Source organism: Dyadobacter endophyticus (assembly GCF_014641595.1).
Classification (GTDB): Bacteria; Bacteroidota; Bacteroidia; order Cytophagales; family Spirosomataceae; genus Dyadobacter; species Dyadobacter endophyticus.
In genome coordinates, this window is record NZ_BMIA01000002.1 from 1,517,553 (window position 1) to 1,538,058 (window position 20,506).

The window sequence follows — 20,506 nt, forward strand, 5'->3', positions numbered from 1 at the left end:
TAATCCTCCATACCAAATTTACAGAGACATACCATAAACTAGCCAAATAGCTATACCAACAGAAAACTAAGGGCAAACGAGTCCCTTAGAATTAGGGAGCGCGATATTCAGAAAGGAACCAGAGTAGATTCACAAACGTACGAATAAATTTCACTTTATCGCAAGATCTTTTCGGCAAATGCGATCTCACCCCTTCCACTCGGTCTCAATCCCCTCCCTTCGAACAAATTTTTGAAAATCCTTCAAAAACTCCTCAATATCTCGCACCGTCCGCGGAGATACATTCTTGTCAGTCGAGTATTTCACCAACAACCCCACAGCCTCCCCAATACTCCACTCCACCGGATGCAGCCTGTAACACCCATTCGTAATATGCGTAGTCCCAATATTCTTATTGGCAGGCAGAATATTCTCCATCCGCACCGGCAGCAGCGCCCCCAACGGAATCTGAAACGGCAATGACCCGAAATCAATGTAATTATCCCCTCCGGTGCTCGGATGCAAGTCAATATGGTAATAACCAATCCCAACGCTATCTTCAAAAGCAGCGGCTTTCACACCCGCAGATTGCCCGGTGATGCTCGCGCGTTGCTCGGCGCCTACGTGTTCTTCCTTGATAGTGAAAAGGGCCTTAATGCGCCGCGATTCGCGGACGTAGGGGTATTTGGCGAGGCCGTCTTCGGTGCCCATTACGTCTTTGCGGAGGCGGATGCCGGGCCAGCCTTTGCCGCCGTCGGGGCGTGGGGCCTCGGTTTGGAGCCAGTACAGGAGCGAGAGGCTGAGCTGCTTGCCGCGTTCGAAATGCTTGTCGAAGTCCTTTTCGCTGGCGCCGATGAGGTTACCGAGGGTGTAGTCGTTTTGCGGCCAGTTTACGATGGTAATGTCGCCGGCGTAAGTGCCGGGCGCGAAGTTGGCTTTGTTGATAATGCGGCGGTAGAGCCAGAGGTTGAGGTTATTGCCGGTAGGGATGCCTTCCGGGTGGAAGCCGAGCTGTTTCGGTTCCAGGGTTTTGGGGTTGGAATACGAGAGGTCCAGCAGCCTGCCCGACCATGGTTTGGCCATTTTGGGGACGTAGTTCTTCCAGAAATCATATTCCCGCGGTTTTTCGATCACGTGGTTTTCGCCCGGGCGGTAGTCGATCGCGTAGCAGACGGTGAATGCCTGTACGTTTTCGGGATCGGCTTTTTCGGGGGCGTGGAATTCGCCGGTTTGGGCTTTGGATTCGGCGCCGGTCACGTATTCGGTGCCGGTCATGGGCAGCAAGTCGCCGAGCTCGGTGGCGTCCGCAAAATAGGGCGCGGTGAGGGTTACCTGGGCTTTGTTGCGGCGGTTCTGCGCGGTGAGGGCTTGTACTTTGTTGCCTTTCACCTCGGCGGCCACGATTTTGTGCTCCAAAAGCAATGTGAGCTTGCCGGAACTGAGGTATGGATTGAGCAGGTCGGTGAGCACGGCTACGGCTACACGTGGTTCGTGGCAGAGCTTGGATACCGAGCCGTCGCCGGGGTTAAGGTTTTTGCGGGTTTTGGCTTCGGCGGTGAGCGGGTAGTTTTTCTGGTAATACTCGCGGACGGCGGTGCGGAATTGCCGGTAGGCCTTCGTGGCGCCGTGCGTTTCGATCCACTGGTGCTCGTCGGGCGGCACGCCTTGCTGGGAGATCTGCCCGCCGATCCAGTCGGTTTCTTCGGTGAGGATTACCGACAGGCCATTGCGCAATGCGGCCAACGCGGCCGCGCAGCCACCGAGACCGCCACCGGCGATGACGAGGTCGGCGGTTAATGTAGCGGGTTTAGCGATGTTTTGCTTTCCGGAAACAGCATTTCCGGCTTCCGGGTTTTCGAAAGGTGCCGAAAGCAGGCTTCCGCCGAGGGTGACGCTTCCGATAAAATTACGGCGTTTCATAAGGTTTAAGGTATTTAGGTGATTAACAAAAAGAACGCTCATTGCAAGGTATCTCCCCCGCAATGAGCGCGTATCATCTTACAAATCAATATGCTAACTCACTTTCCCCATCACATACATTTCCTCCATCGTCGGGGTTGGGTTGCCGCCTTCTTTTTCCAATGTAATGGCAAATGCGGCGGAACCGGCTTTGGTGTTTTTCATTTTCAGGACTTTGCCGGTAAATGCATTATCCAGCATTCCAATATCGACAGGCTTGCCGTCCACGATGCTCCAAAGCTGGTATTGCTTGCCCTGGGGCGCTGCGGGCAGGTTTTGCACGTCGAGCAACACCTCGTTCGTTTGCGTGTTCCAGAATGCGGATACCGCACTTTCGGGCGACTTCGGCAGACCAGCCAAATGGATGTGCTTGTAAGACGGGCTGCGGAACAATGCCGCCAGCGACTGGTTGTATTCAGCCTGCCCTTTGATCGCCGCCATATCGGCCTGCATGCTCTCCACTTCGGCCGTCAGTTTGTTGTTGGCGCTCTTCATGTCGGTCATCTGCATGGCCGACCAGCCGGCGAACAATGCCAGCAATACCGAAGCCGCAATGGCCAGTTTCGCCCATACAGGCGTCACTACCTGCGTTTCCACGCGGTCGAATGCATGGTCGATCACACGTGCTTCCGGCTCCACGGGTTGCGCGGTAGCGGTGGTGTCAGACAAAGAAACGGTCTTCTCTTCTGCTATTTCCCCGGCCTGGGTTTCTTCTTCCGCCGGTGCTTCGAAATTCATTTGTGCAAAAATCGACTCTTTCAATGAAGGCGGGGGCGTTGCCTGGTGTTTCAGTGCATATTCTTCCAATGCACTTTCGGTACGCAACAGCTCTTCCTTGATTTCAGGGTAAATATGCGACATACACTCCACCTCCTGTTTCTCCTGGGGAGTAACAGTGCCCAATACATATTCCTCCAATATACCGGACTCTATATAGGCTTGGATATTCATACTGCAAAGTATTGTTTTAACTCTTGTAATGCGGTCCTTATCCGCGATTTCACGGTGCCCAGCGGTATACTCAGCTCCTCGGATATTTCCTCATGCGTGTAACCCTGAAAATAGGCCATATCGATGAGTATTTTCCGTTCGGGCCGCAGCATGTCGACGATCGCCTTCATGTCCGAACTGACTGTCTGTGAATCTTCGTACGTATCCTTCTCATTAAGGACCACCGTGTTTTCAATATCATCCATCGCCGGTTTCCGGCCCTCCGCTCTGACTGCGTCTATCGCTCCATTACGTGCGATATTCATAATCCATGTAAACAATCGCCCTTTCTCCGGATTGTAGGAAGCGATATTCTTCCAAATCTTCAGAAAGCTCTCCTGCAACACATCTGCGGCTTTCTCCTCGTCCTTTAACGTTTTCGAAATGATATTAAACAAAGCTCCCGAGTAATGGTCGTACAGGAATTCGAAGGCGTTTCGCTCGTTCCGTTTGAGCGCTGCCACCAATTCCTCTTCCGAGTATTTTACCTTGCCTGTCGCCAAGAGTTGCTTAATAGTTAATTGTAAATTACTTACCGGCAATCTAATAAAATTTCCCTTATAGCGTGGCGTGCTATACCAAATTATCGCCTCGTTTCTCTCCAAAAGGGATACTACTAAAGAGGGGGGTATCGACGGCGCCCCGAACCGCATGTTTGATCTGGTCATCGTAGTGTGCTTTTAACTATATACGAACAAACCTGTCAGCTTGGATTAACGGCTCCTCAGTTGTTTGTCCGCGAGTCTTATTTCCGGAGACTTTCTACACGCCAGAGTGTCAGGAAGATGAAGAAGATGATCAGGCTGAGCAGGTAAATCACATTGCGGGAGTCGATGAGACCTTTACCGAGCGCCTGGTACTGAACGTCTAGGGCTATACCTGAGAGCAGATTCGCCGCAAAACCATCACCGAACATGCCGGAAACGGCGCCGAAACCAACATACCAGATAAATGCCAGAAAAACGCCGAGGATGAATGCGACGATCTGATTATCATTCAATGAAGAAGCCCATATGCCCATCGCTACCAGCACACCGCTGAGCAACAGCAGGCCAAGATACGATCCCGCTACAGCGGCCGAATCGACGTCGCCGACCGGATTACCGAGTTTGTAAATACTATAATAATAAATGAGCGTCGGCAGCAATGTAAGAACCACCAGCATCCAGTTTGCGAAGAACTTTCCGAGTACCAGATCGATATTGCGGATGGGTTTGGTAAGGAGCAATTCCAGCGTTCCATTCCGCGATTCCTCGGCTATTGAACGCATGGTAATAGCCGGAATCAGGAAGATCAGCACATAGGGTGCAAGACCGAAAAACGAGCCGAGGTCGGCATAACCGTAGTCCAGGATATTTGAATCCGGGAAAACCCAAACGATCAACCCGATAGCCGTCAGGAAGACCGCCATCACGATGTAGGCGATCAGTGAGTTGAAAAAACTGGCTACCTCTTTTCGAAAGATTGCTAACACTATTCGGGGATTAAATACTTTTCAGGAATGCTTATTCGAAAACCGGTTTTTCTTTACGCATAATGGCCGCGATAATCAGCGAGAAGATGAAGCCCATGATCAGGTACCCCAAAATCACCGTCACGAACATAATACCTGGCGACATGAATTTCTGGGACATTTCGATCGCCTGTTCGATCTGCGCATCGTCCATTCCTTTTGCTTCGAGCTCTTCGCGCATCTGATCCAGGCTTTGCGTGAGCATATTCGCGTCGATAAACTGGATATAAAAGATCGTGAAAGCGGAACTCAGCAACCCCAGTACCGCCGACGTAAGCGAGCCAAGCCCGAGCCCTTCGCCATAGCTGATAAAACCTCCATTCTTCTCGCGAAAATCCTTCATGGCCAACACAATTGCGACGATCATAAAAATGTACGTCAGCGACGCCAGCAGTTTGTTCGCTCCGAACCCCGCAACATTCAGGATCGTCGAATATACCATCGTAACAACGGCAACCAGAACGCCATATTTCAGGGCAACACGAGCGGTAGAGGTTTTTTCTTCCATGTGAAGGTTTAAGATTTGTTGTTGTGAAGAATGCTGTAATCCTGTTTTCTCAAAATCAGCGAAATCACCAGGATCGGGATGATCGCCATGACTGTCTTTTTACCTACTTCATCCATGATGATTTCCGAGGTAGCCATTTCTCCCACACCATTATACATCTTCTGAAACTCGGCCTCCCCGATATTCTTGACGAGCTCGGCTTTGCCTTGCAGCATCAGGTCCTTCATCTGGGCAATGTATGCCGTAAAAACAGAAGGATCGATGTAAGTTACAAAAAAATAGATCAGCCAGCCGGCGATCAATGCACCAACGGTATTTACAACGTAACCGATGGTTAATGCTTCCCACAAATGCAGAAAGCCATTTCCGACTTTCTTGCGGTAGTACCAGCATGCCCCTGCGATGAAGATCACGTGAATCCCGATGTCGAGTACCTTGTTGTTGCCGAGCGGTACAATACCCATCGCATAAAGGCCCAGAAAGAATGCAAAGACCAATATGCCCAACACCAGCCCGAACAGCAGCGAGAGTTTTAAAATAGGTTTATTAAAATATGCTACAATCGAATTCATTTGAACCACTCCTGTTTACCATTGTTGATCACCCCTCTTACCTTCCCTCTGAGCGTCTGTCCCAGGAACGGTGTATTTTTTGATTTGGAATAGGTTTTACCAAAAACCCACTCCGCATGCGGATCGAAGAACGTCAGGTTTGCTGCCGAGCCTTCTTCCACACCTGCCGCCGGAAGCCGCAGGATTCTCCTTGGCTGCACGGTTAATTTCTCGATCACATCTTCCAAAACCAGCCCGCTGTGCATGACCGACAGTGCAAATGCAGTTTCCAGACCGGTAATACCAAAATCGGCATGGTCGAATTCGAGGTTCTTGCTTTCTTCGTCGTGCGGGTTATGGTCCGAAACAATGGCGTCGATAGTACCGTCTGCCAGACCCTTGCGCAGCGCCTCATTATCCTCGGTCGAGCGGAATGGCGGATTTACTTTCAGGTTGGTATCAAAGTCAATCAGGTCCTTGTCTTCAAACGCAAGCTGATGCGCTGCAATATCGGCCGAAACCGGCAGGCCTTTCGCCTTCGCTTCACGGATCAGTTCGACGCCCCGCACGGTCGATAGCAGCGAAATGTGCAATACCGGCGCGGAGGTGTCGTAAGTATTTTTCTCTAATGCGTATTCAAGCAGTTTCAAGTCGCGGATGAGCATCATTTCCTCCGCCAGCGATGGCATACCTTTCATGCCCACGAGCGTGCTCGTTACGCCCTCGTGCATTTGCCCGTACAGCGTGAGCTCGCGGTCCTCGGGGCGGTTGATGAGCAAAGCATTGAGCGGCCGCAAGTAGAGGATGGTTTTCAAAAGCAAGTCCGCATTCTGAACCGGGTTTTCACCGTCTGTAAATGCAATGGCACCTGCCTGGTGCAGATCCATCATTTCGGTGAAGTCCACGCCTTCGGTCTTCTTCGTGACCGCCGCCGCAGGATGCAATGTTACCAGTCCGCCGAAGCCGCTGTGGCGAATGTAATTGAGGGTATCCTTGGTATCGACCACCGGCTGGGTGTTCGGCAGCAATACAATCTCCGTAAACCCGCCACGCGACGCTACTTCCCGGACCGAATGCAAGTCTTCTTTATGCTCAAACCCAGGGTCGCGCCCTTGCACACGCATATCGACCCAGCCTGCGGATACATGCAGGCCTGTACCGTCGATCACCTGCGCATCACCTGCGCCGAGGTTGTCGCCAATTTGTCTGATCTTCCCGCCTTCGATCAGGATATCTTTCACCTGACCATTGAACGGCGATTTTTTATCAATTACCCGAACCGAGCTAACTAACAATTTCATATTTATTTCAAACTATACACCGGGGATGCAGCTTTGCACCGGTTTCAAAAAAAAAGCTCCGAATGGAGCTTCAACTTAATATCAGGCACCTATGAATTCCTGGTACTGTTCTGCGGAAAGCAAGCCGTCTTCATCGCCAGGGTTAGCCAGGCTGATCTTGACCATCCAACCGCGACCGTAAGGATCGGTGTTCACAAGTTCGGGCTCGGCATCGAGTTCTTCATTTACTTCAAGCACTGTACCTGCAACCGGAATGAAAAGGTCGGATACTGTTTTCACAGCTTCAACCGAACCGAAAACATCTCCTTTGCCTAATGCTTCTCCTACGGTGTTAATGTCCACATACACAATGTCACCTAATTCATTCTGGGCATGCTCGGTGATGCCGATAACCGCTGTATCTCCTTCAATACGAATCCATTCGTGATCTTCTGTGTATTTGAGTTCTGATGGAAAATTCATGATAAAATCAGGTAAGTAGTGAACATCTTTGGAGCGCAAATTACAGGATGTAAGCTGTATTTTCCAAATCAAAATGTTATTCAGCCAAATTGAACTTCAGCTGGACGCCACCGGCCGTGCTGGCGCGATAGAATGAGTTGGAAACGAGCGGGTCGTTGAAGGTACGGTCGAAATAAAATTGCACGCTCAAACGGTTGTTGACCATGTAATTCACCGTCGGCCGCAGCTGGAAGTTGATGTTTCCGGCGATCGGGATATTCTCCCCGTCGAACTTCCGCTGAATCGAGCGGGTATCCCGGAACGTCATCGCGAGCTGCATCGTCATATCGTTTTTAAGCTTTTTCTTCACCCCGTTGATCTTGAATGGCAGCGGCACATTGTTTTTTGTAAAGCCAATGTTGACAGTAATGTCCTGGTTGAAGAGCTCGGCCACCTGCGAGTTCGAGAGATTCAATGCAACGGTGCGGTCGCGGTTATACTCAACGCGTGCGGTTATGCGGCTCTGCGTGCGCATCTCCACGCCCACGAGCGGCTGGAATTTCTCCGAAAGCGTAATGGTACTCATTGCAAATACCGGAATGTATTGCCCCAGATCATTTAGCCTCGACGACAACGGATAACCCGTTACCGCAAGGTTCACATAAAGCGCCTCGTAATCGAGCGACGAGGTGAAGTTACCTACGCTGTAATTGGACATATACTTATGCCGCAAGGTAAACGAGCTGAACAACCGCTTGAAGGCCGGGATCGATGAAAGACCATTATAGCTCAAATCCCAGTTAGGCATCGGGAATTTCAGGAATGGATTGGTACGGACTGTGTTCGGATCTTTCCCGGTATAGGCTGCGAAGAATGACGAAATCAAAACGTCCTGCGATGTTTCGTTATATTCGCCGCCACTCGTGTTTTCGGCATTCAAACGGTCCCGCAGAATGGCACGATAAGCCCTGAACTTGTCGAATACCGGCGAAGAATTGTCTCTCCGCATTTTAGCAAAAGCAGTCCTGAACGACATGAACGACATACTGAACTGACCGTTCCGCAGCGGACTTTGGGAAACAAAATTACCCTCCGAATCCGGCCGGTAAAATTCCTGATAAGCGTCTTGCCTAGTCAAACGCGCCTCGATGATCAGCCTGAAATCCTTGAAAGGTTCCAATGTGGTATTGGCTGAGAAGTTCTTGGCGATGGTTTGCTGGAAAGGCATATTCTGTTGCTCACTTCTCGTGATCCAGCCCTTGTCCGCAGCTTTCACCTGGAAGTTTCTATCCTGCTGGCCCAACACAAAACCCAGCCCCGGCGCATTCGCATTGTCGAGCCCGAAATATTTTGGTGCCCGCAAATACCCCGGTAATGCAGTTGTTTCCAAAACCGAGTAGCTGAAATTGATACCACGAACGGTCATCAAAACCCTCGTAAGGTTCTTCACAAGATCGGTCGTGCGCATATCGATTTCCTCGATATCCCCTGGGCTGCGCGCAAAGTTTTTCCTCACGGCCGACGGTGTATTGGCAAATTTCAGGTAGCGCAGTTTGTTGTAAAGCAATACAAAGTCCACCTTTCCGGTAACACCCCGCTCGCGGCTGTTGCGGATAATGTCCCCGAACGGCAAGCCCGTCGTATCCTTCAAGCCTAATGCATTTGCCTGGTAGTTGTACCCGATTGAGTGTTTGTAATCTGCCGACATCCAGTCCAGAACAGGGATTTTGTCGAGCGGCAGGCGATAAGTAAGGTCAATTTTCTGGTCAAAATTCTTGATACGACCCAACTTTTTAAAATTGCTCCAAAGCGAATCCTTTTTCGCCCCTGTATTGATATCACCTTCCGGCTCATCGATGATCGAGTTGGCCGTGGCCGCGTAGGTCAGCGTCATGTTGCGCGTCAGGTTCCAGCCGAAGTCGTAGTAGCGATTGAACCAGAAATATTTTTCGAACAATGGCTGCATACCGTCGGTCGTCAGATCGGCATTGCGCAATTGAGTTTTCAGGAAGCGGCGGTCCACATCGGTGCGCAGGGAAACCATGTTCGGCAGGAGCGTCACATTGAATTCCTTGATAAACTCCGCCCAACGGCCCGTCGCCTTCCACTTCTTGAATGGCTCTATGGCTTTCGGCTGGCTGGCATACATGTAGGAAATACCGGCCCGGTAAGCCCGCTGGTTGTACTCCTGCGTAAGGATATTCCGTCGTTTATCGTCGCTGAAAGCGTAGGTAAACGAGAAGTTTTCAAAGTCGTAGAAATGATTTCTCGCCCCCGGCTTCATCTTGATCTTTCGGACGTTCGAGAAGTTGAACCCTCGTTTGACGGCATTCTCTTCCACCATCCGCCGGTAACCATTTCGTTGTTCGTCGGTAAGCAGGTTATCCAGCGAGGTACTCAACGGCGTGTCCGGGTCGAGCGGGTCGAAGTGCGGCTTCACATTCCTCCGGTCGTAGCTTACAAACAGCGGTATCTGGAAGCCCCAGTTGGCGGGAAGCAATTTATCCAGTGCAATATTGGAAGAGAAACCATATTCCGAAGTAAAGTTACGCGAGCGCTCTCCAATGCGCTGCTGCACGGATCCAAAACCGAACGTCTCGATCCGACCGGAAGCGGTTAATGTCGCGAAGTCGGCCAGTTTGGCGTTCAGTTGTGCAATCGCAGCTATACCTCCCGTGTCATCGAACCCTTCTACGTGCATTTCATCCACCCAGATACAAAATGTCTTCGAGCGCTCATCCACCGATTTCGGGTTTCGCATACCGATCATCATCACCTTCACAGCGCTCAAATCGGGGTTACCTACCACGGTCAGTTTATATCGTCCGTCTGCCGTTGTAATGGTATAAGGAACGCTCAGATTCTTGTCGAGCTGCCGGTTACGCTGTGCTTTTGCATTGATCAGATCCGCCAGGGCGATATTGATCTCGTTGCTTTCCGGCCAGACTTCCGTGTCTTTAGTGGCAGATGGGCTTGTCGCTTTCAGGGCCGAGAGATCGATCTCATAATAGTTCTGGGTGAGGTCGGTTCCAATGCGCATAAACGCGCCTACCATGTTGTTCTCACTTTGCTCGTTCTGCATATGCACATACATGCGCAGGCGCTTGCGGAAGAGCAGGTCGAGGTTCACATTTTTGAAAACTGCACGGGAATCGCCATCACGAAGATCGGTAACGCAAAGGCTCATCGACTGTTCGTTCAGCTGCAACGGCGGGCGTTGCGTATTGTCCAGGTCGCGTATCCAGCCCGGAGGGATGGTGTACACATATTTGTTGGTAGCATTATTGGCCTGGCTATTTTCTTCGATGCTTACTGTTCCAACCGTGAATTTCGCGTCGTAAGGCTCAGGTACTTCCTGCAAGCCCGGCGCATCGAGGTTATAGGTATACTTCCGGTATTGCTGGCCCACCATTTGCAGCTGGGCAAAACGAAGCACGACAGGTTGCTGGAAGTCCGTGAGGTACATCCGCATGAAACGGATCGATTTAAAACCGTTCATATTCCCTACTATGCCCGAAAATTCCTTGATAGGGACACGGAAAAGGTACCAGTTCTGGTTATCCTTCGTATTTACTGTTTTATCTACAATATAACCCTTGCCCACTTCCAGCTGACCGGGTTTCAAATCGATCTCATATTCGTAGTACGATTCGTTGTCGTTAATGGTATTATCGACATTCATGTCTTCACCGTCGGGAATGTTGGTCGACGCCGGTGTCACATCCACAGACCGCCCCTGACTTTCGGGCGAGTTGTTCTCCATCCCGAGGTAGTTTTTGTAGCGTTCCAGTACTTTCAGGTCGGCACTGTCAAGTTCAGCTCCGAGAAAAAACTTGAAATCGTCGCCGGAAGGGTCGGCAAGTATTTTCGCGCGTGCTTCGGCCGTAAGGTTAGCAGGAAGGCGGTCGATGAAGTTTTTGAAGAAAGCACGTTCTTCCTCATTTGTCAAACCATCCAAACCAACATCCTGTTTCTGACGCGCGCCATTTTCATTGCTGAATGCATTGATCAGGTATTGCGATTTTGTAGCATACCCCCAAGCCGTTGAATCGACATTGACGCCTACTTGCTTAGGCACAAGCGGCAAACCGTTTTCAAAGTTGTAGCGTTCGTCGGGAATTACATCCTCTGAAATATCGCCCAGGTTGAATACCAGCTTTCCACCCGTTGTATTGGGCAGATCTGAAAACCCGTCTCTTACTGCTCCTTTATCCTTATCATTAATAAACGGATCCAAAATCCAGAACTCGATACTCTCGATGTTGGCATTATCAAAGTCGTTATCCGAAGTAATAGCACGGCTCAATGCTCCGAAATTGTTTCTTGGGGTCTTCATACGGCCATTCTGGTCCAGGTCCGTATTGTAGTTGTACATACCACGCTCGCTCGGAAAATAGGCGATGTCGAGTATTTGCTGTGGATAAGTTACCAAGCCTGCAATAGGACGCCTGGGGAAAATGTCGGTAGGGAGATAAAGTCGCTCGTAATAGTTCAGTCGATCGGCTTCGTCGAAGTTCGCTGGTGGCTGATAGCCTCCACCCAGCCCTTGTGCCCCGCCGAAGATATTATCGACGGTATAGGCCGAAATTTTGGCACGTTTATAGCCGTAGTTCAGGTTTTTACCGTCAAACCCATCTCTGAACTTGCCCGGCACCGCCGCCAGACGCCATTTTTGTGGCTGCCGTGAAAGGTCGTAAACCGTCCTCGCCGCTTCGAAATCGTCCACCAGCGACCGGTTGTTCACGTCCTTCGAAACACCCGGAAGTAATTTGGCAAATTCCCCTTTGAACTGGATCGTCGACATTTCCTTGGTTTGGATAAGCGGCAATGCGTCCAGCCATTTGGTCAGGAAAGGGGCATCCTTGCGGAAATTCACATCGAATCCGAGCATGGTATTATTCACAGGCTCATTGCCGATAGACACCCTGGAAAGGAAGCCAGCGGTACGTTCCTTGTATTTCATGGCCGTCAGACCGACACTCAGATTCCGATTGACAACGTAGTCGAGCCGCGTTCCTACCAAAGTCCTGATCTGGTTCTGGAACATATCCGGGCGCTCATATTCGATCACGATCTCGCGCCCCGAAGCAAGTACGCTGGCATTCAAAATCCGCACGCGGCCAATCTGCGCTTCCACGATATAATCCGAGCCCGGAGAAAGCGGCACGCCGCCGGAAGTCACGGTTACAGAAGTTTCCAGCACACCGAATGGCAGTTGAACCTCGGCCCCGCCGCTCGATTGGTAAGCACCTTTAATGTAAAACTTGTTGCGCTCCGAAACCTGCTGTGCATCGATCATGGTCGTGCGGTACAGCTCGTTGAACACATATTTGTTGCGGTACACGTCCTCGCCCGGACCGAATTTCTTGGATAGGTTGCTGCCAAACGGTTCCAGCACCGGGAATATAATGCGCCCGGTCTTGCTGTCCATCGTAATCCCGTCCACAAAGTCGAAGTTACCGTCGGGTTGCAGGTCGTTAACCGGGTTTAACCGGTCAAGGCCGGATAAGCGGATCAGCGGGATGTTGGCAATGCTACTTTCCTGCAAATTGGGGTTATCGATACCCGTCTGGTCGTCTTTGTAAATAACCCTTAACTGAAATCCTTGCTTGTCGATCTGGCTGGTACCGAGCGAATAGATGTTTTTCATCATCAGATCCCACATCGGCAACTTGGTGTTGTTACGGATCGTCGAAGATTTCAACAATTTCAAAGCGATTACTTCATTGTCTTTCCTGGCCTGGTAATCCTCGGTAAGCTCCCCTACCTTGAAAGCGCGGCCATTCAAAGTATATTCATAGGAAACCGCAAGGACTTCGTCGTTGCGGAGCGCGTTGGTCAAAGAGATGTATCCGAGTTGCGGATGGAAGGTATAGTCACGGTCGACGATCAGTCGTTTCGCACCGCGGAGCAATTCGTAGTCGACTGTCTTTTCAAGGCCGAGGCCCGTTACGGCAGTATTGGTATTGTCGACCTGCCTGAAAGCGTTGTTCCCGGTCAGTGTCTTATAAAGGCCGTTGGCGTCGTTGGCGGCTGGCGACGTGGATCGCACTGGCTGCAAGTTCGGGTTACCAGCGCGGTAGGGAGCAGGCTCGCCCAAATCGGCAAAACCGACTACGTTCCGAAGCGACTCGGTTGTTGTCGTGCGGTTAGTAACATACACCTCAATACGTGTTACGGTCACGCCCGAGGTGATGGTCGGCGTGTTCTGCAGCGAACTTTCGTAAATGTTCCGAAAATATTGGGAGAGGAAAAAGTTGCGGTTCTCGTCGTAGGTATCCGCCCTCAATTCAAAATCCCTGCTTTGTGCACCGCCGCGAAGCGTGATCCGCTCTTTGCTGGATTTTTGTTGCGACGCGACGAAAGTGGCGCTCAGGCGGCCAAACTGGAAATCCGTTTTTAAACCAAACAAATTCTGAACACCGGGAATGAGCTGGCTGTTGATGGCCCAGTTGATATTACCCGCCTCTATTTTCCTGATAAAGCTCTCCTCGGGATTTTTATAGTTCAACTTGATCGCATTCTCGAAGTTGAAGTTGGCCTTGGTGTCAAAGTTGGTCTGAAAACCAAGCTGGTCACCAAGCTTGGCGTCAAAGTTGATATTGATCTGTTCGTTGAAAATGAACTGGGTATTCTTGCGTTGGCGGATCGGAATGGCCGGGTTGTCCAGGAACTGGTGCATAAGCCCGAGGTCGAGCGATACAAAACCGGTTGGCTTGAAATTCACAAAATCATCCCCCAGCAATTTGGTAAGCCCTGGCGGAAGGTCGAGCTTGGGCAACAGCCCGCGTGCTCCCATGGCGCTATTGCCGTCCTGCCTGCCCGCATACTCGCGCAGGAGACTTTTGAATGCGCGGTCCTCCTGGATCTTATCGTAAGTTGCAAGGTCCATCCGCTCAGGCAAGCGGTAGTTCAATGTATTGCCGGGCGTCGCCACGCCGGGCGCCGCCAGACCGGGCGTTTGAATTTTCTCGGTTACTGCAATTTTTCCTGCACTGTCGAGCGTAACGTTTGTAGAAATATTGGCTGGATCACGCAGGTAGAATGGCGAACGCGGGCGTGGTTCTGTAATACGGTTGGAATAATAATCCTTCCATCGCATGATCAGTTGCGAGCCCGACCTGTCGATGTTTTTCTTGGTGGTATCTTCTTTAAGCGTGTCTGCAAGAATGGCCCATGCCTGTGCCTGCTCCGAATATGGTTCACCCTTGCCGCCTGAAACGTTCACGAGTAACACCGCTCCGGCCGAAATGCTTAATACCTTAAAAAGAAATGAGTAAATCGTTGATGACAAGGTAATATACTTATTTAGAGAAGGTTGTATTTACAAACAAATCCATCAACACGATTCTACAGTTGTAAAATTTTTCACCAAATATCATTGCTGTTCCGGTTAACGTAACGCCAGTTTGATAAGATTTTCAACGCTAATAGATTGCCCCTCCCGCTTGATGATGGCATCCAGACTTTTCTCCGCCGTCGCTTTGGGAATACCCAGCGTAACGAGCGCAGCCAATGCTTCACTCCGGAGAGTGCCCGACGACGTTTCAGCAGATTTGGGACCTGTTGAAACGAGCTCTTCCTTTCGAATTTTGTCTCTTAGTTCGAGGATTACGCGTTGAGCAGTCTTGGATCCTATGCCTTTGATCGACTGGATCAGGCGCAGGTCTTCATCAATGATCCCCTGCCGAATTTCTGAGGAGGAAAGTGAGGAGAGCATTACGAGTGCTGTCGACGGCCCTATTCCTGAAATACTGGTCAGATCCAGAAACAGCTTTTTCTCATCACTTCCACCAAAACCGTACAGGACGTGGGCATCTTCCCGTATATTGAGAAACGTTACCAGCTTGCACCGGGCACCAATGTCGGGGAGCGAAGTATAGGTCTGCAATGAGATCCTGACCTCGTAACCCACTCCGTTGACATCAATAATAGCGTACGCTGGGTCTTTATAAGTTACAATCCCGTTAACGTAGGCAATCATAAAAATAGTATGTGTATGTTGAAGCGTTAATTTCTAGGCAGAAATAATCAGTTTTTGACCAGGCTTGATCGAGTTGCCCCTGATCTTGTTCCGCTTTTTCAACTGACCGATTTCCAGACCGTAGCGCTGCGAAATAATCCATAATGTATCTCCTTTTTGTACGGTATGATAACGTTTCCGGGTATGACGCTGCTGTTTCGCCAATTGCTCCTCGTCCCGCTGTGGCTTTGCCTTGCTTGCAATGCGCGTTGCTGGTACGGTCTCCTTCACTTCTTTGTAGATCACCAGGCGTTGCCCTCTGCGGATATTGTTGCGGCGAATGTGGTTCCATTTGCGAAGCGATACTGCCGATACCCCATATTTCCGCGCAATTCCGGCTACATTGTCGCCGCGACGAACGGTATAGGACACGCGTTTGGTACGGTTACGCTGAACCACTTCTTCCTCACCATCTTCTTCATCATACCCTTCGTCATCCGATACATTCTGCACATTCGATGCAAGCACGTAAGGGAACGAGCCATTGCCGCCCAATGAATCCGTTCTGGTACTGTCGGCTTTGGCCACCATTACACCGGAAGAAAGATATCTTCTTGTGCAGGAGTCCATGATGGATGCGCGGTTGCTCATCAGGTAGGTGAACCGAACACTGGGCACCTTCAAAATAAAGTCGCGTGTTTGGTCGGGAAGGATCTTTTTGGTGATCTGCGGATTCAGCTTTTTGAGGACTTCGAAATCGATGCTCGCATTGTCACAAAACGTAGCAAGATCAATGTAGCCGTTGATGTGAATGGTATCGTTCGGGATCTGGAACTCGGTATTTTCGGGAAAAATGCCGTGGTCGTAGCCATAGTTCATCATGTAGTTCATGGCTACATACTGCGGTACGTACGAACGGGTTTCGCGGGGAAGGACATTGTAGATCGTCCAGAAGGTAGTCCCGCGCGAGCGGCGCATGGCACGCTTCACATTGCCCGGGCCTGTATTATACGAGGCCAATGCAAGCTCCCAGTCGCCGAAGATATTGTAAAGTTGTTTGAGATACAGACAAGCCGCTTCGGTTGCTTTGGTGGGTTCGAAGCGTTCATCGATGTATTTATCCTGGTAAAGACCGAATTCCCGTCCGGTCGCCGGCATAAATTGCCAGAGCCCGCCCGCTCTCGCGTGGGAAATAACTGTCGGGTTCAGCCCCGACTCGATCATCGAAAGGTATTTCAGTTCGGTAGGTAAGCCGTGTTTGGCAAGTGCTTTCTCGAAGAGCGGGAAATAGAGCGGCATGCGCTCCATCATGGTCTGCGTGAATTTTGCTTTTTTGTAGATAAAATACTCTACGAATTCGTGCGAAGACTTGTGATAGGTAAGCGGAATCGATTTTTCAAGCTTTGCAAACCGTTCTTTCAAAAGCCCCTCCGGCACAGCGGGATTGGCTCCGATTTCTTCCACTTCCGGGAGAGACGGCATCAAATCATTTTCGTCCTGAGCAATAGTCTCAACTGTATCCTGCCCGGATGTCAAACGCTCCTGTGGAACCATCGCCTCAACGGACGCATTCCAAAACCCTGCACACATGGCTCCGAGCCACAATACTCTTTTCGAAATCCTCATTAATAAATGTTTTTTGAAGGTTAATCAATTCATGGTTTTCAATGGCTTATACCTGTTGATGATCCACTTACAGATAGAAGAATCCTTTTGGGTTTTGAACTGGCCAGATGAATCAGAATAATCTCTAATACATTTTATCTATTCACGCAACATTCTCATACAGAATAACGTAACCTGGTTGCCTGTTATTCTGGCACGATAATTTCCTTTAAAACTGTGGTTGTAAATACAGTCCGGGTCTCATAAATGAGCGCAAAAAAAGGGAAATTTCCCTCTGAATGCACTGGTTGCTCCGGTTGTATGCTACGATCCCTTCCTAATTTAGTCCGGTGAGGTAGTTGGCAAACGCCAGCATTTTTTCCTCCCCGAAATAAGGGGCCATGATCTGAATCCCGATCGGCATTCCCTGGTCATCCAGTCCATTTGGAATGGATACCGCAGGATTACCCACGACATTCGCCTGCACAGTGAAAATGTCCGCCAAATACATTTGTAACGGATCTTCCGTTTTTTCACCGATTGTAAAAGCTGTGGTAGGTGTTACCGGGGAAATCAGGAAATCGAACTGCTCGAAGAACCGGCCCGTTTCCTCCCGTACCAATCTTCTAACGCGTTGCGCCTTGGTATAGTATGCGTCGTAATAATTTGCACTTAATACGAAAGTACCCAATAGTATTCTTCTCCTTACCTCATCACCAAAACCTTCTGTACGAGTCTTCTTGTACATGCTTTCCAAATCTACGGATTCGGGGCTGCGGTAACCGTACCGCACGCCGTCGAAACGCGACAGGTTCGAACTTGCTTCGGCAGTGGTAAGAATGTAATAGGTTGGTAAAAGCGAATCCAGCAACGGCATATCGATGCCTACCACTTCATGCCCCTCCGCGCGCAGGCGGTTGAGTACTTCCGAAGTCTGCCGGCGGATTTCCGGGGCAATGGCTTCGTTCTCCACCGCACTTCGGATATACCCGATTTTGGCTTTGCCTTCCCATTCCAGACCGGCGGTGTAAGCAGGAACGGGCCGCTCCGAAACCGTACTATCGAAATCATCGGCACCAGACATTACTTCCAGGATCAGTGCGGCATCGGCCACACTTTTGGTGATAGGACCAATGCAGTCAAAAGACGAAGCATAGGCGATAAGTCCATAACGCGATACGCGTCCGTACGAAGGTTTCACACCAATCACCCCGCAGAATGCAGCAGGTTGACGCACCGAACCCCCGGTATCGCTTCCCAAGGAAGCATGGCAAAGCCCGGCCTGAACGGCTACTGCCGATCCGCCGGATGATCCGCCCGGGACTTTGGCATTATTAATAGCATTCAGCACCGGTCCGAACGAGGAATTCTCATTCGAAGACCCCATTGCAAATTCGTCGCAGTTTTGCCGACCGATGATGATCGCGTCTTCATCGATGAGCCGCTGCACGGCGGTTGCAGTGTAGGGTGCTGTATAATTTTGAAGGATCTGGCTTCCAGCCTGCAGGCCGTGGCCAGTGAGTGAAAGCACATCTTTGAGACCGATCACCATGCCCGCCAGCTTTCCGGCGGTATCATTGGCGATTTTTGCATCTATGGCCAGGGCGGCCTTTTTTGCTTCCTCTGTATAAACTTCAACGAAAGCATTGAGATGCTTGTTCGCCTCAATCTTTTCCAAATAGTGATCAACCAACTTGACGCACGTCAAACCTTCTTCACGTAGATCTCTCTGAATTTCGGCCAGCGTCAGATACTCTTTCAAGGCAATTTTTTTGTGGGGTTGTAAATAAAGAATCAGAGCCGTTAAGTGGTAGCTTAATGGCTCTGTATCAAACCTTCAATAAGATGGAAGCGTTATTTGGGGTCTTCCATACTTTTTTCAATATTTTCCTTAACGTCTTTAGTAGCGTTCTTGAACTCATTGATACCCTGCCCCAAACCGCGCATAAGTTCTGGGATTTTCTTTGCTCCGAAGAAAAGCAACACGAACAGAGCAACCAGGAAGATCTCCTGTCCGCCCAACCCCATAATTCCTAAAACGGTTATTGATTCCATATCTGTTTCTTTTATTAATGTTTACAAAAATAACTATTCTTTTTTATAACAACCAGACCTGCGTCCACTTTTATCCGATATTAATTGTCTTCGCGGCCTTCTCCCAATCGGCAAATTTCCGGATATCGTCGCCTAACGTCTTGATGAGCCACAGCACCAGCGCCACGTCGTCGGTAATGCCTATAACCGGCAGGAAGTCAGGAATAAGGTCTATAGGAGATACGAAATAAATGAGCACAGCGACTATCGACACCAAACTTTTCCAGGGAAGCTGCTTATATTCGCCAGAGGCGTAAGCTTTCACCATACGGAGCAGCAGCTGGACGCTCGACTGGAATTCGGCGAGATTTCCTTTAAAGCCCACCGTCTGGAGTTTCCCCAGCACCTCTTTGCCAAGTTCAAACAAGCGGGTGGAGTTTTTGGCGTAGCGTCCTGCTTTTCCTGTGGCCTTCTTAAAAAATACTGAATGTAAAATCCGCGAAATCATTGACTGGTCATTCATTGTACAAAGCAGGAAAAAGTGGTTTATAACGCCATTATAACTATCAACTTACGGAAAAAATTGCGTTCCGGATGGCAGCCGGATGATTTGCGGCAAAAAATCAATTTCCGCTTGGTTTAAACAAATTATGTATCATACTTTTAGGAAAAAATATAAAAAGCATCAATTTCTATACAATTAACCATATTTCCCTATGAAGATTACTGTGGTAGGTGCGGGTGCGGTAGGCGCAACCACTGCCGATAATATCATTCGTCGTGAGCTTGCAGAAGAAGTGGTGTTGCTGGATATCAAAGAGGGTGTCAGCGAAGGTAAGTCACTGGATATGTACCAGACAGCCGCCTTGCTGGGATTCAATACCAAGCCCATCGGCTCGACCAATGATTACGAGAAAACCAAAGGCTCGGATGTGGTTGTGATCACTTCGGGGCTGCCTCGTAAGCCGGGAATGACCCGCGAAGAACTGATCGGCATCAATGCAGGAATCGTAAAGGGAGTTACAGAAAATCTTCTGAAATATTCGCCGAAAGCGATCGTGATCGTGGTTTCCAACCCGATGGACACCATGACTTACCTGGCTTTGAAAGAATCGGGCATTCCTAAAAAACGTCTGATCGGTATGGGCGGGGCATTGGATAGTGCGCGTTTCAAGACTTACCTCGCGCTCGCAATGGATGTATCGCCGCTCGACATCCACGGGATGGTAATCGGAGGCCATGGTGATACTACCATGATTCCGCTGACCCGACTGGCGACGTACAACGGTATCCCCGTAAGCCGCTTCCTTTCGGCCGACCAGCTCGAAAAAGTAGCTGCCGACACGATGGTTGGCGGAGCTACACTCACTAAGCTGATCGGTACTTCGGCGTGGTACGCACCGGGTGCAGCGACGATGATGCTCGTGGAAAGCATTGTCCGCAACCAGAAACGCATTGTGCCTTGCAGCGTATACCTCAATGGCGAATATGGCCAGAAAGACATTTGTATGGGTGTGCCGGTAGTCCTGGGCCGCAGCGGCTGGGAAAAGATCGTCAACCTGCGCCTCAGCGATGCCGAAAAAGCGGCGTTTGAAAAGTCAGCAGAAGCCGTTCGTTCAATGAATGCGGCTTTGAACTTGTAAACAAAGCGTAAATAGCTAA

Annotated in this window: 15 protein-coding genes; 1 reads left to right on the top strand and 14 read right to left on the bottom strand. The window is 50.0% G+C overall.

Translation table 11 applies throughout. From position 1 onward, the window contains the following. Nucleotides 1–186: 186 nt before the first annotated feature. From IEY24_RS18415 to IEY24_RS18480, 14 genes are all read right to left on the bottom strand, one after another. Nucleotides 187–1,899, bottom strand: coding sequence for an FAD-dependent oxidoreductase (locus IEY24_RS18415; protein ID WP_188934708.1), 1,713 nt, complete (start codon nucleotides 1,897–1,899; stop codon nucleotides 187–189). 93 nt (nucleotides 1,900–1,992) lie between these two features. Further along, entirely contained in the window at nucleotides 1,993–2,889 is an 897-nt protein-coding gene (locus IEY24_RS18420) for an anti-sigma factor (protein ID WP_188934710.1), read from the bottom strand. Beyond that, nucleotides 2,886–3,431 carry an RNA polymerase sigma factor gene (locus IEY24_RS18425; RefSeq protein ID WP_026350556.1) on the bottom strand — a complete coding sequence of 182 codons (546 nt, stop codon included), beginning with the start codon at nucleotides 3,429–3,431 and terminating at the stop codon, nucleotides 2,886–2,888. Before IEY24_RS18425 ends, IEY24_RS18420 begins: the two co-directional genes overlap by 4 nt. A 242-nt stretch (nucleotides 3,432–3,673) precedes the next feature. Next, nucleotides 3,674–4,402 (bottom strand): gliding motility-associated ABC transporter permease subunit GldF, encoded by a 729-nt coding sequence (gldF, locus tag IEY24_RS18430; protein ID WP_188934715.1) that lies wholly within the window; start codon nucleotides 4,400–4,402, stop codon nucleotides 3,674–3,676. 31 nt (nucleotides 4,403–4,433) lie between these two features. Then, complete coding sequence (locus tag IEY24_RS18435; RefSeq protein WP_188934717.1) at nucleotides 4,434–4,949, bottom strand: DUF4199 domain-containing protein; 516 nt, start codon at nucleotides 4,947–4,949, stop codon at nucleotides 4,434–4,436. An 8-nt stretch (nucleotides 4,950–4,957) separates the two neighbouring features. Further along, complete coding sequence (locus IEY24_RS18440) at nucleotides 4,958–5,521, bottom strand: DUF4199 domain-containing protein (protein ID WP_188934719.1); 564 nt, start codon at nucleotides 5,519–5,521, stop codon at nucleotides 4,958–4,960. Continuing rightward, entirely contained in the window at nucleotides 5,518–6,801 is a 1,284-nt protein-coding gene (locus IEY24_RS18445) for a dihydroorotase (protein ID WP_188934721.1), read from the bottom strand. Before IEY24_RS18445 ends, IEY24_RS18440 begins: the two co-directional genes overlap by 4 nt. 81 nt (nucleotides 6,802–6,882) lie before the next feature. Further along, a complete protein-coding gene (gene gcvH, locus IEY24_RS18450) occupies nucleotides 6,883–7,263 on the bottom strand; it encodes a glycine cleavage system protein GcvH (protein WP_188934723.1) in 381 nt (126 codons plus the stop codon). 76 nt (nucleotides 7,264–7,339) lie between these two features. Continuing rightward, nucleotides 7,340–14,536: a T9SS outer membrane translocon Sov/SprA gene (gene sov / locus IEY24_RS18455; RefSeq protein WP_188934725.1), complete on the bottom strand. Its 7,197-nt coding sequence runs from the start codon at nucleotides 14,534–14,536 to the stop codon at nucleotides 7,340–7,342. Between the two features lie 99 nt (nucleotides 14,537–14,635). Continuing rightward, the gene (gene ruvA, locus IEY24_RS18460) at nucleotides 14,636–15,226 is read right to left on the bottom strand and encodes a Holliday junction branch migration protein RuvA (protein ID WP_188934727.1); all 591 of its coding nucleotides are present in this window, start codon (nucleotides 15,224–15,226) and stop codon (nucleotides 14,636–14,638) included. 33 nt (nucleotides 15,227–15,259) lie between these two features. Further along, nucleotides 15,260–16,831, bottom strand: coding sequence for a lytic transglycosylase domain-containing protein (locus tag IEY24_RS18465; RefSeq protein ID WP_229222607.1), 1,572 nt, complete (start codon nucleotides 16,829–16,831; stop codon nucleotides 15,260–15,262). A gap of 316 nt (nucleotides 16,832–17,147) precedes the next feature. Continuing rightward, nucleotides 17,148–18,572 carry an Asp-tRNA(Asn)/Glu-tRNA(Gln) amidotransferase subunit GatA gene (gatA, locus tag IEY24_RS18470; protein WP_188934729.1) on the bottom strand — a complete coding sequence of 475 codons (1,425 nt, stop codon included), beginning with the start codon at nucleotides 18,570–18,572 and terminating at the stop codon, nucleotides 17,148–17,150. 92 nt (nucleotides 18,573–18,664) lie between these two features. After that, a complete protein-coding gene (locus IEY24_RS18475) occupies nucleotides 18,665–18,865 on the bottom strand; it encodes a Sec-independent protein translocase subunit TatA/TatB (protein WP_015813903.1) in 201 nt (66 codons plus the stop codon). Between the two features lie 70 nt (nucleotides 18,866–18,935). Then, nucleotides 18,936–19,352: a YkvA family protein gene (locus IEY24_RS18480; RefSeq protein ID WP_188935257.1), complete on the bottom strand. Its 417-nt coding sequence runs from the start codon at nucleotides 19,350–19,352 to the stop codon at nucleotides 18,936–18,938. Between the two features lie 208 nt (nucleotides 19,353–19,560). Between IEY24_RS18480 and mdh the strand changes: the two genes are divergently transcribed. After that, entirely contained in the window at nucleotides 19,561–20,487 is a 927-nt protein-coding gene (gene mdh / locus IEY24_RS18485; protein WP_188934731.1) for a malate dehydrogenase, read from the top strand. The last annotated feature ends 19 nt before the right edge of the window (nucleotides 20,488–20,506 follow it).

Bases quoted from the DNA above. Each gene is read 5' to 3' on its own strand.
- IEY24_RS18415 (WP_188934708.1), bottom strand. From the start codon at position 1,899: ATGAAACGCCGTAATTTTATCGGAAGCGTCACCCTCGGCGGAAGCCTG.
- IEY24_RS18420 (WP_188934710.1), bottom strand. From the start codon at position 2,889: ATGAATATCCAAGCCTATATAGAGTCCGGTATATTGGAGGAATATGTA.
- IEY24_RS18435 (WP_188934717.1), bottom strand. From the start codon at position 4,949: ATGGAAGAAAAAACCTCTACCGCTCGTGTTGCCCTGAAATATGGCGTT.
- IEY24_RS18440 (WP_188934719.1), bottom strand. From the start codon at position 5,521: ATGAATTCGATTGTAGCATATTTTAATAAACCTATTTTAAAACTCTCG.
- IEY24_RS18445 (WP_188934721.1), bottom strand. From the start codon at position 6,801: ATGAAATTGTTAGTTAGCTCGGTTCGGGTAATTGATAAAAAATCGCCG.
- gcvH (WP_188934723.1), bottom strand. From the start codon at position 7,263: ATGAATTTTCCATCAGAACTCAAATACACAGAAGATCACGAATGGATT.
- ruvA (WP_188934727.1), bottom strand. From the start codon at position 15,226: ATGATTGCCTACGTTAACGGGATTGTAACTTATAAAGACCCAGCGTAC.
- IEY24_RS18465 (WP_229222607.1), bottom strand. From the start codon at position 16,831: ATGAGGATTTCGAAAAGAGTATTGTGGCTCGGAGCCATGTGTGCAGGG.
- IEY24_RS18475 (WP_015813903.1), bottom strand. From the start codon at position 18,865: ATGGAATCAATAACCGTTTTAGGAATTATGGGGTTGGGCGGACAGGAG.
- IEY24_RS18480 (WP_188935257.1), bottom strand. From the start codon at position 19,352: ATGATTTCGCGGATTTTACATTCAGTATTTTTTAAGAAGGCCACAGGA.
- mdh (WP_188934731.1), top strand. From the start codon at position 19,561: ATGAAGATTACTGTGGTAGGTGCGGGTGCGGTAGGCGCAACCACTGCC.